12 protein-coding genes are annotated in these 12,829 nt (G+C 68.6%); 4 read left to right on the top strand and 8 right to left on the bottom strand.

The features are described from left to right. Nucleotides 1-62 precede the first annotated feature (62 nt). Entirely contained in the window at nucleotides 63-1,367 is a 1,305-nt protein-coding gene (locus LEL84_RS19255; RefSeq protein ID WP_226512525.1) for an SLC13 family permease, read from the bottom strand. A gap of 13 nt (nucleotides 1,368-1,380) precedes the next feature. Then, the gene (locus LEL84_RS19260; protein WP_065629290.1) at nucleotides 1,381-3,039 is read right to left on the bottom strand and encodes an MFS transporter; all 1,659 of its coding nucleotides are present in this window, start codon (nucleotides 3,037-3,039) and stop codon (nucleotides 1,381-1,383) included. 219 nt (nucleotides 3,040-3,258) lie between these two features. On the opposite strand from LEL84_RS19260, the gene LEL84_RS19265 reads away from it, so the two are divergent. Continuing rightward, nucleotides 3,259-3,456, top strand: coding sequence for a hypothetical protein (locus LEL84_RS19265; protein WP_065629132.1), 198 nt, complete (start codon nucleotides 3,259-3,261; stop codon nucleotides 3,454-3,456). A 52-nt stretch (nucleotides 3,457-3,508) separates the two neighbouring features. Here LEL84_RS19265 and LEL84_RS19270 read toward each other — a convergent pair whose 3' ends face one another. The 6 genes from LEL84_RS19270 to LEL84_RS19295 form a co-directional block, all read right to left on the bottom strand. After that, nucleotides 3,509-3,940 carry a DUF6918 family protein gene (locus tag LEL84_RS19270; protein ID WP_058251180.1) on the bottom strand — a complete coding sequence of 144 codons (432 nt, stop codon included), beginning with the start codon at nucleotides 3,938-3,940 and terminating at the stop codon, nucleotides 3,509-3,511. 122 nt (nucleotides 3,941-4,062) lie between these two features. Next, on the bottom strand, nucleotides 4,063-4,926 hold the full coding sequence (locus tag LEL84_RS19275; protein ID WP_226512526.1) for a MaoC/PaaZ C-terminal domain-containing protein: 864 nt from the start codon (nucleotides 4,924-4,926) through the stop codon (nucleotides 4,063-4,065). A gap of 4 nt (nucleotides 4,927-4,930) precedes the next feature. Beyond that, entirely contained in the window at nucleotides 4,931-6,670 is a 1,740-nt protein-coding gene (kstD, locus tag LEL84_RS19280; RefSeq protein WP_226512527.1) for a 3-oxosteroid 1-dehydrogenase, read from the bottom strand. 133 nt (nucleotides 6,671-6,803) lie between these two features. Further along, entirely contained in the window at nucleotides 6,804-7,889 is a 1,086-nt protein-coding gene (locus tag LEL84_RS19285; protein WP_226512528.1) for an acyl-CoA dehydrogenase family protein, read from the bottom strand. Continuing rightward, nucleotides 7,886-9,016 (bottom strand): acyl-CoA dehydrogenase family protein, encoded by a 1,131-nt coding sequence (locus LEL84_RS19290; RefSeq protein ID WP_058251405.1) that lies wholly within the window; start codon nucleotides 9,014-9,016, stop codon nucleotides 7,886-7,888. Before LEL84_RS19290 ends, LEL84_RS19285 begins: the two co-directional genes overlap by 4 nt. Continuing rightward, nucleotides 9,016-9,828 (bottom strand): enoyl-CoA hydratase/isomerase family protein, encoded by an 813-nt coding sequence (locus tag LEL84_RS19295; protein ID WP_159370109.1) that lies wholly within the window; start codon nucleotides 9,826-9,828, stop codon nucleotides 9,016-9,018. The genes LEL84_RS19290 and LEL84_RS19295 overlap by 1 nt, the downstream gene beginning before the upstream one ends. 144 nt (nucleotides 9,829-9,972) lie before the next feature. Here LEL84_RS19295 and LEL84_RS19300 point away from each other — a divergent pair, with 144 nt between their 5' ends. The 3 genes from LEL84_RS19300 (at nucleotide 9,973) to dmpG (ending at nucleotide 12,820) form a co-directional block, all read left to right on the top strand. Then, complete coding sequence (locus LEL84_RS19300; protein ID WP_159370110.1) at nucleotides 9,973-10,761, top strand: 2-keto-4-pentenoate hydratase; 789 nt, start codon at nucleotides 9,973-9,975, stop codon at nucleotides 10,759-10,761. Between the two features lie 62 nt (nucleotides 10,762-10,823). Further along, the gene (locus LEL84_RS19305) at nucleotides 10,824-11,729 is read left to right on the top strand and encodes an acetaldehyde dehydrogenase (acetylating) (protein WP_086533665.1); all 906 of its coding nucleotides are present in this window, start codon (nucleotides 10,824-10,826) and stop codon (nucleotides 11,727-11,729) included. Beyond that, nucleotides 11,726-12,820 (top strand): 4-hydroxy-2-oxovalerate aldolase, encoded by a 1,095-nt coding sequence (gene dmpG / locus LEL84_RS19310; RefSeq protein ID WP_226512529.1) that lies wholly within the window; start codon nucleotides 11,726-11,728, stop codon nucleotides 12,818-12,820. Before LEL84_RS19305 ends, dmpG begins: the two co-directional genes overlap by 4 nt. The last annotated feature ends 9 nt before the right edge of the window (nucleotides 12,821-12,829 follow it).

The raw sequence follows: 12,829 nt of genomic DNA on the forward strand, positions 1-12,829 counted from the left end.
TGCTGGCCGAGCAGCGTCGACCGAGCGCAGCGAGGACGCCGCGTCCGTCGAGGTCACCTGCGTCAAGCCACAGACGTCAGCCGCAGCACGCCCCACAGTGCGACCACCGCGACGACGAGCGTGGCGGGAACGGTGAGTGCGCCGAGGCGTAGGTACTCGCGGGAGGTCGGGGCGCCCCTGCCCCCGCCGGAGCCGTCGCGGTGCATGATGTCGCGCCACAGCAGGTTGGCCAGCGACCCGAAGTAGGCGAGGTTGGGTCCGAGGTTGACGCCGAGGAGCATCGCCAGGACCAGGCCGGGTTCGTGGGCGACGAGCGGGATGAGCAGCAGGGTGGCGGGCAGGTTGTTCACCAGGTTGGCGAGGACCGCGGCCAGCGCGGCGACCGCGAGCAGCGCGAGGAGTGATGACTCATCCGGGAGGAGGTTGCCGATCCAGTCGCCGATCGGGCCGGTTCGCACCGGGAGGATGACGACACCGAGCACGGCGACGAATCCGAGGAACGGGATGTTCAGGGCCTGCAGCGTCTCCTGCACAGTGGGCAGCGGTGCGTCGAGCAACCGCGGCACCGTGACGGCGACCGCGCCCACGCCGGCCACCGCGCCCAATGGGACGCCCAGCGGTTCGGTCACGACGAAGGCGAGCAGCAGCAGGCCGAGCATCACCAGCATGAGGGTGGGGCGGGGCGGCGCATCCACCGGAGCCGGATCGCCGGCGATCGAATCGGCTGCTGGGGCAGCGCGCGCGAGCGAGTCGGCGAAGTACATCCGGAAGATGAGGTATTCGACGACGATCGCGGCGATCCAGGGCGCCAGCATGACGCCGGTGAACCCGAGGAAGGTCAGCCCGGTCGCGGTGAACGCCAGGAGGTTGGTCAGGTTCGACACCGGCATGAGGGTCGACGCGGTGTTGGCCAGGTGGGCGTTCGCGAACGCGACCGGGGTCACCGGCGCCCCGATCCGCCGCGCGGTGGCGACGGCGACCGGCGTCAGCAGGACGATCGTGGTGTCGAGACTGAGGACCGCGGTCGTCGTCGCCGCGGCCAGGAAGACGATGCGCAACAACCGATGTGGCGAGGCCCGACTCCACCGGGCCAGGAGGGCGCCGATCCAGGTGAAGACCCCGGCGCGGGCACAGGCGTCGGCGATCACCAGCATCGCGGCCAGGAAGCCGATGGTCGGCGCCATCGTGGCGATCTCGTCGGCGGCCTGCTCGACGTCGGCCAGGCCGAGCGCGAGGAGCAGCGCGGCGACCGGTGCGGCCACCACAACGGCCGGAACACGCTGGGCGACAACGGTCGCGACGATCACCACGAGCAGGGCGGCGACTCCGACCAGGGTGCCGGCGACGCTGTCCGCGGTGAGTACCACCGGGACAGGCTACTCAGTCGCGGGCGTAGGTGTCGTCGCGGTCCTGGTCGGGGTCGGACTCGATGGTCGGCGGCACCTCGACGACGCGTCGCGGCGTGAGCCACAGCAGCGCGACCGAACTGACGAGCATGATCCCGCCCAGGACGAGGCAGGCGTACTCGAACGGCACGTAGAACGCCTCTTGGCTGCCGTCGGCGATCTTCTCCGCGAGCGATGCGGCCTGACCGGACAACCGGTCCACGACGACCGTCGCCTCGGCGAGGGATCGCTCGATCAGCGTCCCGGCCTGGTCGGCCTGGGCGACCATGGCCTGGCCGCCGGCGGTGTCTCCGGCGGCGATGCGCTGCTCACCGGCGGCGGTCAGTTGATCGCGGGCCAGTTGTGCGGTCTCGCCGATGCGCGACTGGTATCCCGCGGCGACGATGCTGCCCGCGATCGCGATACCGATCGCGGCGCCGATCTCCCGGGCGGTGTCGTTCACGGCCGAGCCGACGCCCTGGTTGTCGAGCGGGGTGTTGGACATGATGGCCGTCGTGGCGGGTGCCGACGCCAGACCGATCCCGACCGCTATCAACGCGACCACGCCGGCGAGCGTCCAATACGTCTCGTACCGGAACGATCCGAGGAGGATCAGCCCGACGCCGGACAGCAGGGCGCCGGCGGCGATGACGAACTTGAGCGAATCCAGTCGTACGGCAAGCCAGTTCGCGATGAGCGTGGTGAGGCCGACGCCGGCCACGAACGGCATCAGCGCGACCGCCGACTGCAGCGGGGTGTAATCGAAGACCAGCTGCAGCAGTTGCAGCAGCAGGTAGAACATGCCGAACGAGGCGAGGAACTGGACCGCGACCGACAGCGCCCCGGACCCGAAGGCGCGGTTGCCGAGCAACCGGACGTCGAACAGCGGTGACGTCGAGCGCAGTTCCACGGCGACGAACCCGCCGGCGAGCAGGACGCCGCCCACGATGCAGATCAGGACAACGGGATCCGCCCAGCCGCGATGAGGTGCCTCGAGCAGACCGAGGACGACGCCGGTGATGGCCAGGACCGAACAGACGGTCCCCGGGATGTCGAAGCGACCGGGGTCGCTGTCCTTGGAGGTGCCGATCGTCAGGCACAGTGCGGCCGCGACGGCTGACGCGGCGGCGAAGGTGATGAAGATCGAGTGCCAGGAGAAGAACTCCAGGAGGAGCCCGGTGACCAGGAAGCCGGCGATGGCGCCGCCGCCGGCGATCGCCGACCAGATGCTGATCCCGACCGCGCGTTGACCTTCCGGCATCCCGGACGTGATGAGGGACAACGTGGTGGGCATGATCAGCGCCGCAGCGGCACCGGCGAAGCACCGGGCCAGGATCAGCTGGGTCGGGCCGTCCACCCAGATCGCCACCAGTGAGGCGATGCCGAAGAGGAGAAGGCCGGCGATCAGTACCTCACGGCGCCCCAGCCGATCGCCGATCGCGCCCGCCGGGAGCAGGAGCGCCGCGAGCGCCAGGGTGTAACCGTCGACGATCCAGGTCATCTGACCGGCGTCGGCGCCGGTGTCGATCGCGATGTCGGGCAGGGCCGTGTTGAGGGCGGCCATGGCGGCCACGACCATGCTGACGGACAGACATGCGACGAGGACGAGCCAGGCGGACCGGGCGTCGAGGCGGATGGCGGACGGTAATCTCATTCGGCGTCCTGCGCTTTCGGGGTCGGCATGCGGAACCGGTTCGGTCGGCACGTTCGCCGCCACCGCGGTGTTGCGGTTTCGTTATCGCGACACGCTATGTGGGCGCCGACGCTACTCGAGTAACTTGTGACACATTTATCACTGCAGTATCGATACCGGGCGAACGCGAGACCGCGCCGGTCCCCGTTGGCCCCGGACAACCGAAAGTGGTGACAGGTCATGGCCTCACCCCGAATCGCACGAACCCCCGCCGCTGCTACTCCCGCTGCCGCGACCGCGGCCGCATCGCCTGACGTCGCCCCGAACGGGACCGAGATCTCACCCGCCCGCGTCCATGTGTGGCGTGTGCTGTCGATGCTCGCCGCACTCATCGGCGTCGTCGTGGCACTCGTGGCCATCGCGTCGTCAGCGGTCTGACCCGACCCTCTGGGGAGGTCGGTGCGACCGCCGACGACGCGCGCGCCGACTGCTAGGCGGCGTGCCGCTCGATGGCGGCACCCAGACGCGGCAGGGCCGCGATCACGTACTTCTTCCCCTTGCCGCGCAGCGAGTTGTACGCCTTCGCGAGTGCGGGCTTGGCGGTCTCGGCCTGCTGGTCGGTCACCGACAGCAGGGCCTCGGCCGCGGCATCTCCGTTGGCCGAGAGGTGATCGCCGAAGGCGACACCGGCGGGCTTGGAGTCCCAGAACGGCGCCAGCGCCTTCAGGAAGTCCTCGGCCATCTGATCGGTGGCGCTGCGCACGACACCGGGCTTCACCTTCTGCACCGCGGAGTAGGCGGTCTTCACAGCAGCGCCGCTCAGACCCGACTGGTCGGCCACCTCGGCGTCGATGACACCGACGAGGTCGGTCACCAGTGCGCTGCGGTTGTCGGCGAGTAGGGGCGTCAGCGAATCGCTCATGGGCGTCTCCTCGGGGATATGCGACGGGGAACCTGCGGGCCGCCTCGCGGCCCGACTGTGTAGCGTACTGGCCCCACGGGACAACGTCTCCGGGCTGCGCCCGGGCCGTCGCGGCGACGGGACTACTGGCGACGTTCGCAGACCACATTGCCGAGGGCCTTCGCGCCGTCGCGTTCGACGACGGTCGCGGTGGCCAGCAACCGGGAGCCGTCCTCCCAGACCTCGACCGCGAGGGTCTCGCCCGGGAACACCACGCCCGCGAACGACGCCGAGTAGTCGGCGACCGCGGTCACGTCGCCGCCGAGGACCTCGTCGACGATCACGCGGCAGACCGTGCCGTACGTGCACAGGCCGTGCAGGATCGGCCGGGGAAAGCCCGCGCGGGAAGCGAATCCGGGGTCGGAGTGCAGCGGGTTGCGGTCTCCGCACAAGCGGTAGAGCAGTGCCTGTTGGGGGAGCGTCGCAACGGTGAGGCGATGATCCGGCGCGCGGTCGGGGTAGTCGACCTTGGCCGACGACCCGCGTTCGCCGCCGAATCCGCCCTCGCCCTTGGCGAAGATCGACGAGCGGGACGTCCAGAGGGTCTGGCCGTCGTCGCCGGTGGTCACCGACTCCTGCACGATCACCGCGGCCGACCCCTTGTCCTGGATCTCGGCGATCCGGGTGCGGGTGGTCGCCTTGCCGGCGGCCGGCAGCGGCCGGTACGCGGTCACCTGCTGGCTGCCGTGCACGACCTTCGCGAGGTCGATGTCGATGCCGGGGAACGAGACCTTCGGGGGCTCGGTGGTGTGGAACCCGGCGGCCACGGTGGCGAAGGTGGGCAGCACCTTCGGCGTCGCGTCGTGGATGTACTCGAGCCCGGTGGTGTCCATCGGGTCCGCTGCGGCACCCACCGCGAGGTTGTAGAGGGCGGCGTCGGAGGCCGACCATTCGAAACTCACCTCGGGCAGTTCGGCACCGAGGGCGACGGAGAGGTCGATGGGCATCGGGTCAGGCTCCTGTCGATGTCGGGGTGGCGGCCTTGGCGGCGATGTCGGTGGCGGCCAGGTATCCGAAGACCATGGCCGGACCGATCGTCGCGCCCGGGCCAGCGTACGTGTGTCCCATCACCGGGGCGCTGGTGTTGCCCGCCGCGTACAGACCTTCGATGACCGAGCCGTCGGCCCGCAGTGCGCGGCCCGAGGCGTCCGCGTTGATCCCGCCCTTGGTGCCGAGATCGCCCGGGACCATCTTGACCGCGTAGAACGGGCCCTTGCTGACCTCGCCGAGGCTCGGGTTCGGCTTGTTGGTGATGTCGCCGTAGTAGTGGTCGTAACCACTTGTGCCACGGCCGAAGTCCTCGTCGACACCCGTACGGGCGAAGCCGTTGAACCGCTCGGTGGTCGCGGTGAGCGCGTCGGCCGGGACGCCGATCTTCTCGGCGAGTTCGCTGATGCTGTCGGCCTTCACGACGACGCCCGACTCAAACCACTTCTTGGGCAACGGCTGTCGCGCGTTGATCCCGGCGAAGAGGTAGCGGTTGCGACAGCGCTGGTCGAAGATCAGCCACGACGGCACGTTCTCGCCGGGCCCCTCGCCCTGGCCGAACTCGCCGCCGTACATCTGGTGTACCGCTTCGACATACGGCAGGGACTCGTTCATGTAGCGCTGCCCGCGCGTGTTCACCATGAAGGTGCCCGGTACCGCCCGCTCCGACAGTGCGAACCACGGACCGCGTGGCAGCGGGATGGTCGGACCCCACCAGGCGTCGTCCATGAGCGATACCGCGGCGCCGATCTTGAGGCCGGCGTTGATGCCGTCGCCGGTGTTGCTGGGGGCGCCGGTGGTCCACTCGGAGCCGATCGGGTCGCGCTGGTACTTCTTGCGCATCTCGTCGTTGTGCTCGAATCCGCCGCAGGCGAGGATCACGCCGTGTCGGGCCCGGATCTCGACGCGCTTGCCGTCGGATTCGGCGATCACCCCGACGACGCGACCGTCTTCGGTGATGAGGTCGGCCAGGCCGGTGTTCAACCGCACCGGGACGCCCGCCTCGCGGACGCCGAGGAGGAGCTCGGCCGCGAGGGCTGCGCCCATGGCGATCAGCTTCTTGCCGCGGCTGCGCGCCCAGAAGAACCGGCTGCCGACCTTCGCCATGCGCAGCGGACCGCGCCAGTGACGCAGGCCGGTGTTGAGCCAGCGGTAGTCCGACTGCAGGACGACCATGTTCAGCGGCGCCTTGGTGTACTGCGGGTGCAGGGTCTTCAGGTCGTCCCCGAGCTGCCGCGCGTCGAACGGGCGCGGCTCGATCGACCGTCCGGCGAGCCGTCCACCGGGTGCCTCCGGGTAGTAGTCCGAGTAGTTCTTGACCCACTCGAGGTCGAGGGGGGCGTGCGCCATCAGGAAGTCCAGCGCCTCGGGTCCGCGGTCGATATAGGCGTCGATGCGGTCGGCGGGCGCGTGTTCGCCGATGATCGCGTGGACGTACTCGCGGGCCTTGTCCGGGGTGTCGGTCACGCCGTCGCGGCGGAGCACCGAGTTGTTCGGGATCCAGACCCCGCCCCCCGAGCGCGACGTCGAGCCTCCCCAGTACGGCGATTTCTCGATCAGGACCGTCGACAAGCCCTTCTGAGCTGCGGTGATCGCCGCGCTCAGGCCCGCAGCGCCGGCCCCGACGACGACGACGTCGAAGGTCTCGGGTCCAGGGGTCTCGGGTTGGGTACTGGTCTGTTCTGGTTCGGTCGAGCCGGCCATGGGGTCCCCTTCGTGCGCGCAGCTGGAACGTGTTCTACCTGAATTAGAACACGTTTCAGAAATGCCACGCCAGGGGTGCTCCCGTTCCCGTCGGCTGTGCGCCCGAATCTGTCGACTGTGCGTCTGAACTCGTTCACTGTGCGGCTGTTCTCGTCGTCTGTGCGACGGGATCGGACGCGCCGGTGATGACGTGCCAGGGGTCGAGGCCGTCGTCGAGGATGCGCGCCGCCAACTGCTCCGACCATTCGTGCTCGGTCCCGTACCGGTCGCGCCAGGTCCACAACGCCGTGGTGAACCGGCCGAGGGAATGTTCGGCGGTGAACCCGATAGCCCCGTGGATCTGATGTGCCGCGGCCGCGACGTCGTGCGCGGACCGCGACGTGACGATCTTCGCGGCGGCGATCGCGTCGCGGGCCGTAGCGATGTCTTCCGACGCCGCGTCGGTCGCTGCTCGTGCGGCGGTCTCCATCATCGTGCTCTGCGCGGCCATGTGCGCGAGCCTCTGTTGGATGGCCTGGAACTTCGTCAACGGCCGGCCGAACTGGACCCGCTCGGCGGCATACCGGATCGTGCGTTCGCGTACCGCTCGCGCGGCTGCGGCCAGGGTGACGGCGTAGACGAGCGCCCCACGCGTGCGTAGATCGTCGACCGTGACCGGCGACGAGGCGGAGAACGTGACCTCGGCGTCGTCGAAGACGATGTCGCTGTAGTCCAACCCCATCAAGTCAGTGCCAGGCTCGACCCGAAGCCCAGCTTCGCGACGATCGACGACCGCGATCACCGCGCCGTCGGTGGTCGAGGCCAGGATCACGATGACGTCGGCCGACGCGGCGTACGGGACTCCGATCGCGGTGCCGCTGAGTCGGATTCGCTCGTCATCTCCTCGGACGGTTGCCTCGTCGACGACCGCGACGGTCGCGCTCAGCCCGTCGAGTACGTGATCGACGCGTCCCGCGAGCCACGCAGCCAGCAATGCGTGTTCGACATACGGGGTGATCGCGCCGGCCTCGGTGAGAGTGTCGAGGACGGCAAGAGCGTCGCCGAGCTCGGCGCCCTGACCTCCTGCCGGCTCCGGGACGTCGAGAGCGGTGAACCCGGCGTCGACGAGGGCCATCCACAACGTGGGGTCGGCTTCGGTGGCCGGGGTCCGCAGGTCGACGGGAAACCGTGTCACCATCGCGGCCGTCGCCGCAGCGAGTTCTGCTGCCAGTTCGGTCATCGCATCCCCAGTCCGCGCGCGACGATGCCGCGCAAGATCTCGTTGGTTCCCCCACGCAGGGTGAAAGCCGGTGTGTGCAGGACTGATTGAGCCAGCAGGCGGTCGAAGTCCGACCCGCCGGTGCGCCGCGGGGTCGCGCCGGACGCGTCCCGGATCGCGGTGACGAGGTCTCCTTCGAAGGTCGAACCGAGGTCCTTGACCATCGCCGCCAGTACGTCGGGTTTGCCGCCGGATTGAAGTTCACGCGCCACCTGCATCGACATCTGGCGCAGCGCCCAGGCCTGTGCGGTCAGCTCGCCCAGTGTTTTTCGCTGCTGCGGCGTCGCGCCGTGCTGTCGAAGCAGGTCGGTCCAGGTGCGGAGCAACGGCAGCGTTGAGAGGTAGCGTTCCGGCCCCGACCGTTCGAAGGCCAACTCGCTCATCACCTGTCGCCATCCCTCTCCGCGCACGCCGAGCAGTGCCGAGGAGTCGACGACGGCATCGTGGAAGATCACCTCGTTGAAGTGCGCTTGACCGTCGATGCTCGCCAGCGGACGTATCTCGATGTCCGGGTGGGGGAGGTCGACGACGAACTGCGACAAGCCCTGCTGCCGATCGTCGGGTGTGCCCTCGGTGCGGGCGAGCAGCACCATCGCGTGTGCGATGTGAGCACCCGTGGTCCAGACCTTGGTGCCGCTGATCGACCACGAGTCCCCGTTGTCGGTGGCCCGGGTGCGGACCGCGGCCAGATCGGAGCCGGCGTCGGGTTCGCTCATCCCGATCGCGAAGAACATCGTGCCCGCGGAGATCTGCGGGATGTAGTGCTGCTTCTGCGCCTGCGTCCCGTTGGCGAGGATTCCCGGAGCCATCTGCCGATCTGCGATCCAGTGCGCCGCAACCGGTGCGCCGTGCGCGAGGAGTTCCTCGGTGACCACGAAACGCTCGACCGCCGAGCGCGCCTGTCCGCCGTACTCGGCGGGCATGGTCATACCCAGCCAGCCCCGATCGCCGAGTCGTCGACTGAAGTCGGGATCGAAACCCGTCATCCAGCTGTCGACGTCGGGACGGAAAGCGCCCTCGGCGAGTTCGGTTCGCAGGAAGTCGCGCACCTCGGACCGCAGGGCGCGCAGGACGTCGTCCCGGCTCATCACCGGCCGGGACCGCGCGACGACCAGTTCTGCCCCTTGCGGGCCATCGACCACATCTGCACGCCACGCTCGATCTCGATCGCCGAATCCCAGGTCACCGCCGGCGGGCCCAGTTCGAGTCGGACACTGGCCATCACCCGGCGCGTCAGTTCGGGGTCGCGCGCGGCGGGTCCGGTCAGATCGGCGACGATCGCCGGGATGTCTGGAACCGGTGCGGCCGCGTACGCGAGGCCACGTTCGACCGCCTGCGCACCGGACAGCGACTGACCGCAGACGGCGAGCGCGATCGTGTCGGCCCGGCCTACCGCACGGTTCAGCAGGGTGAGGTGCCCGCCCCCGGGATGGATGCCGCGGGCGAGGAATCCGCTGTCGAGGACGGCGTCGGGTGTGGTGACGAGCAGGTCGACGGCGAGCGCGAGGTTGAGGCCCGCCCCTACGGCCCCGCCGACGACCACCCCGACCGTGGGGACCGGCAGGGACCCGACCCGGACGAACGCGCGGTAGACCGCGGACAGTTGCGCCACGGATTCCGGTGCCGCTGGATCGGCCGACGCGCCGGCCAGGATCCGCGTGTCGGCCCCGCTGCAGAAGTACGAACCGGCTGCGTCGACGACGACCGCGCCGATGTTGCCGTCCGCGGTCACCCGGTCGCAGAACTCCTCGATCGCCGCGGCCATCTCGAGGGTGATGGCGTTCTTCCGGCGTGGGTTGTTGAGCGTCAGCCGTCCTACGCCATCGTCGAAGGAGGTCAGAACGGCCTCGCCGGTGTCGTCGATGTCCGGCGAGACGGGATTCGGGGACTCGGAACTCATGACGAGAACCGTAGTCGCCCGGTGCTCGCGTCATCACCGATCTCGGCCACGCCTCGAAATGCACGACGATCGGACCGAGGACTGCCCGGAGACTGCAACGTGTTCTAAACTAGAACACGTTCACATGCGGAAGGTGAGGGCACGATGACGGTTGAGCAGGGGATTCGCGAGCAGATCGCAGCCGATCTGGCGCGGGCGGAGGCGTCGGCGGTCGCGATCGACCGGCCCACCGACGCCCACCCCGACCTCGATGTGGTGGACGCGTACGAGATCCAGCTGATCAACATCCGCAAGCGGCTCGATGCCGGGGCGAAGGTCGCCGGCCACAAGGTCGGCCTGGCCTCCGAGGCCATGCAGAAGATGATGGGCGTCGACGAACCGGATTACGGCCATCTGCTCGACGAGATGCAGTACTTCGAGCACACCCCGATCGATGCCGAGAAGCTCTGCTTCCCGCGCGTCGAGGTCGAGATCGGCTTCATCCTGGGCGAGGACCTGCCGGGCGAGGGCTGCACCAACGAGGATGTCATCGACGCGGTGGCCTGGGTGGTGCCCTCGATCGAGTTGATCGACTCCCGGATCAAGGACTGGAAGATCACGCTCTGCGACACGATCGCCGACAACGCGTCGTCGTGTGGCTGGATTCTCGGACAGCAGCGCGTCCCGATCTCTGAGATCGACACCGGTGACATCGAGGCGACGCTGACGCGCAACGGCGAGATCGTCGCGAAGGGCAACTCGTCTGCGGTACTGGGGCATCCGCTGAATGCCGTGAGTTGGCTCGCGCGCAAGGTCGAGGGCTTCGGCGTGCGCCTGCGCAAGGGCGACGTGATCCTGCCGGGCACCGCGACGCGGGCCATCGACATCTCGTCGGGCGATCACTTCGTGGCCGACTTCGCCGGACTGGGCAGCGTCACCCTCGACTTCACCTGACACGAAGAGTCCCTCGATTCACCGAGACAACAACAGCTTTCACCAAGCAAGAGGAGGAACCCGTGGCAGCCAAGCTGACCGCAGCGATCATCGGGTCGGGCAACATCGGCACCGATCTGATGTACAAGCTGGAGCGCTCCGAGGTGATCGAGCCGCGCTGGATGGTTGGCATCGATGCCGCCTCCGAGGGTATGAAGCGCGCGGCCGATCATGGCCTCATCACGATGAGTGGTGGTGCCGACGAACTGCTGGCGTCCTCGGAACGCCCGGATCTGATCTTCGAGGCGACCTCGGCCTATGTGCACCGCGAGTACGCGCCGAAGTACGAAGAGGCGGGCATCATCGCCGTCGATCTCACCCCGGCCGCCGTCGGCCCCGCGGTGGTGCCGCCGGCCAATCTCCGCGAGCATCTCGATGCGCCGAACACCAACATGATCACGTGCGGCGGTCAGGCGACCATCCCGATGGTGCATGCGGTGAGTTCGGTTGTGCCGGTGCCGTATGCCGAGATCGTCGCGTCGGTCGCCTCGGTGTCGGCCGGGCCGGGCACCCGCGCGAACATCGACGAGTTCACCGCGACGACGTCGGCAGGTGTGGAGACGATCGGCGGCGCGCAGCGCGGCAAGGCGATCATCATCCTGAATCCGGCCGACCCGCCGATGATCATGCGCGACACCATCTTCTGTGCCATCCCCGAGGATGCGGACACCGATGCGATCGCCGAGTCGATCCACCGCCGGGAGAAGGAGATCCAGGCCTATGTGCCGGGATACCGGTTGCTGCAGGATCCCCAGTTCGACCCGCCGAGCGTCCTGAACGGCGGGCACGCCCGGGTGTCGATCTTCGTCGAGGTCGAGGGTGCGGGGGACTTCCTCCCGCCGTACGCCGGGAACCTGGACATCATGACCGCTGCCGCCACGAAGGTCGGCGAAGAGATCGCGAAAACCAAGTTGGGAGTCCCCGCATGAGCACCAATGTGGTTCTGACACCGCGCGAACCGAAGCTGATGGCGAACGCGCGCAAGTACTCTGACACCCTCGACATCCGCATCACGGACTCGTCGCTGCGTGACGGCAGCCACCACAAACGTCACCAGTTCACCGAGGACGAGGTGCGTGCGATCGTCGGCGCGCTCGACGAGGCCGGTGTGCCGGTCATCGAGGTGACCCACGGTGACGGTCTGGGCGGGTCGTCGTTCAACTACGGTTTCTCCAAAACCCCTGAGCAGCAGCTGATCAAGGCCGCCGCGGAGACGGCGAAGCGAGCCAAGATCGCCTTCCTGATGCTGCCGGGGCTGGGCACCAAGGACGACATCCGCGCGGCGCAGGACAACGGCGGTCAGATCTGCCGCATCGCGACGCATTGCACCGAGGCCGATGTCTCGATCCAGCACTTCGGGCTCGCGCGCGATCTCGGTCTGGAGACCGTCGGGTTCCTGATGATGAGCCACAGCCAGCCGCCGGAGGTCATCGCCAAGCAGGCCCGCATCATGGCCGATGCCGGGTGTCAGTGTGTGTACGTCGTCGACTCCGCCGGTGCGCTCGTCCTCGAGGACGTGACCGTTCGGGTCCAGGCCCTGGTGGCCGAACTCGGCAACGACGCGCAGGTCGGGTTCCACGGGCACGAGAACCTCGACATCGCGGTTGCCAACTCGGTCAACGCGATTCGAGCGGGTGCCCAGCAGATCGACGGCTCGATCCGGCGTTTCGGCGCGGGGGCCGGCAACACGCCCACCGAGGCCTTCGTGGGTGTGTGCGACAAGCTCGGCATCACCACGGGCGTCGATTTCATGAAGATCGCCGACGCCGCACAGGATGTCGTCCGACCGGCGATGCCGTCGGAGTGCCTCGTCGACCGCTCGGCCATGATGATGGGCTACGCCGGCTGTTACAGCTCGTTCCTCAAGCACGCCGAGGGCCACGCCGAACGCTACGGCGTCTCGGCCGCGGAGATCCTCCTCGAGGCGGGTAGCCGCAAGCTGGTCGGCGGCCAGGAGGACCAGCTCATCGACATCGCCCTCGAGCTCAAGAAGAAGCAGGACGCGAACGCCGGGGTCTGAGCAGCGATC

The sequence above is a fragment of the Gordonia sp. WA4-43 genome, from assembly GCF_020520305.1.
In the GTDB taxonomy this organism is placed as follows: domain Bacteria; phylum Actinomycetota; class Actinomycetes; order Mycobacteriales; family Mycobacteriaceae; genus Gordonia; species Gordonia hongkongensis.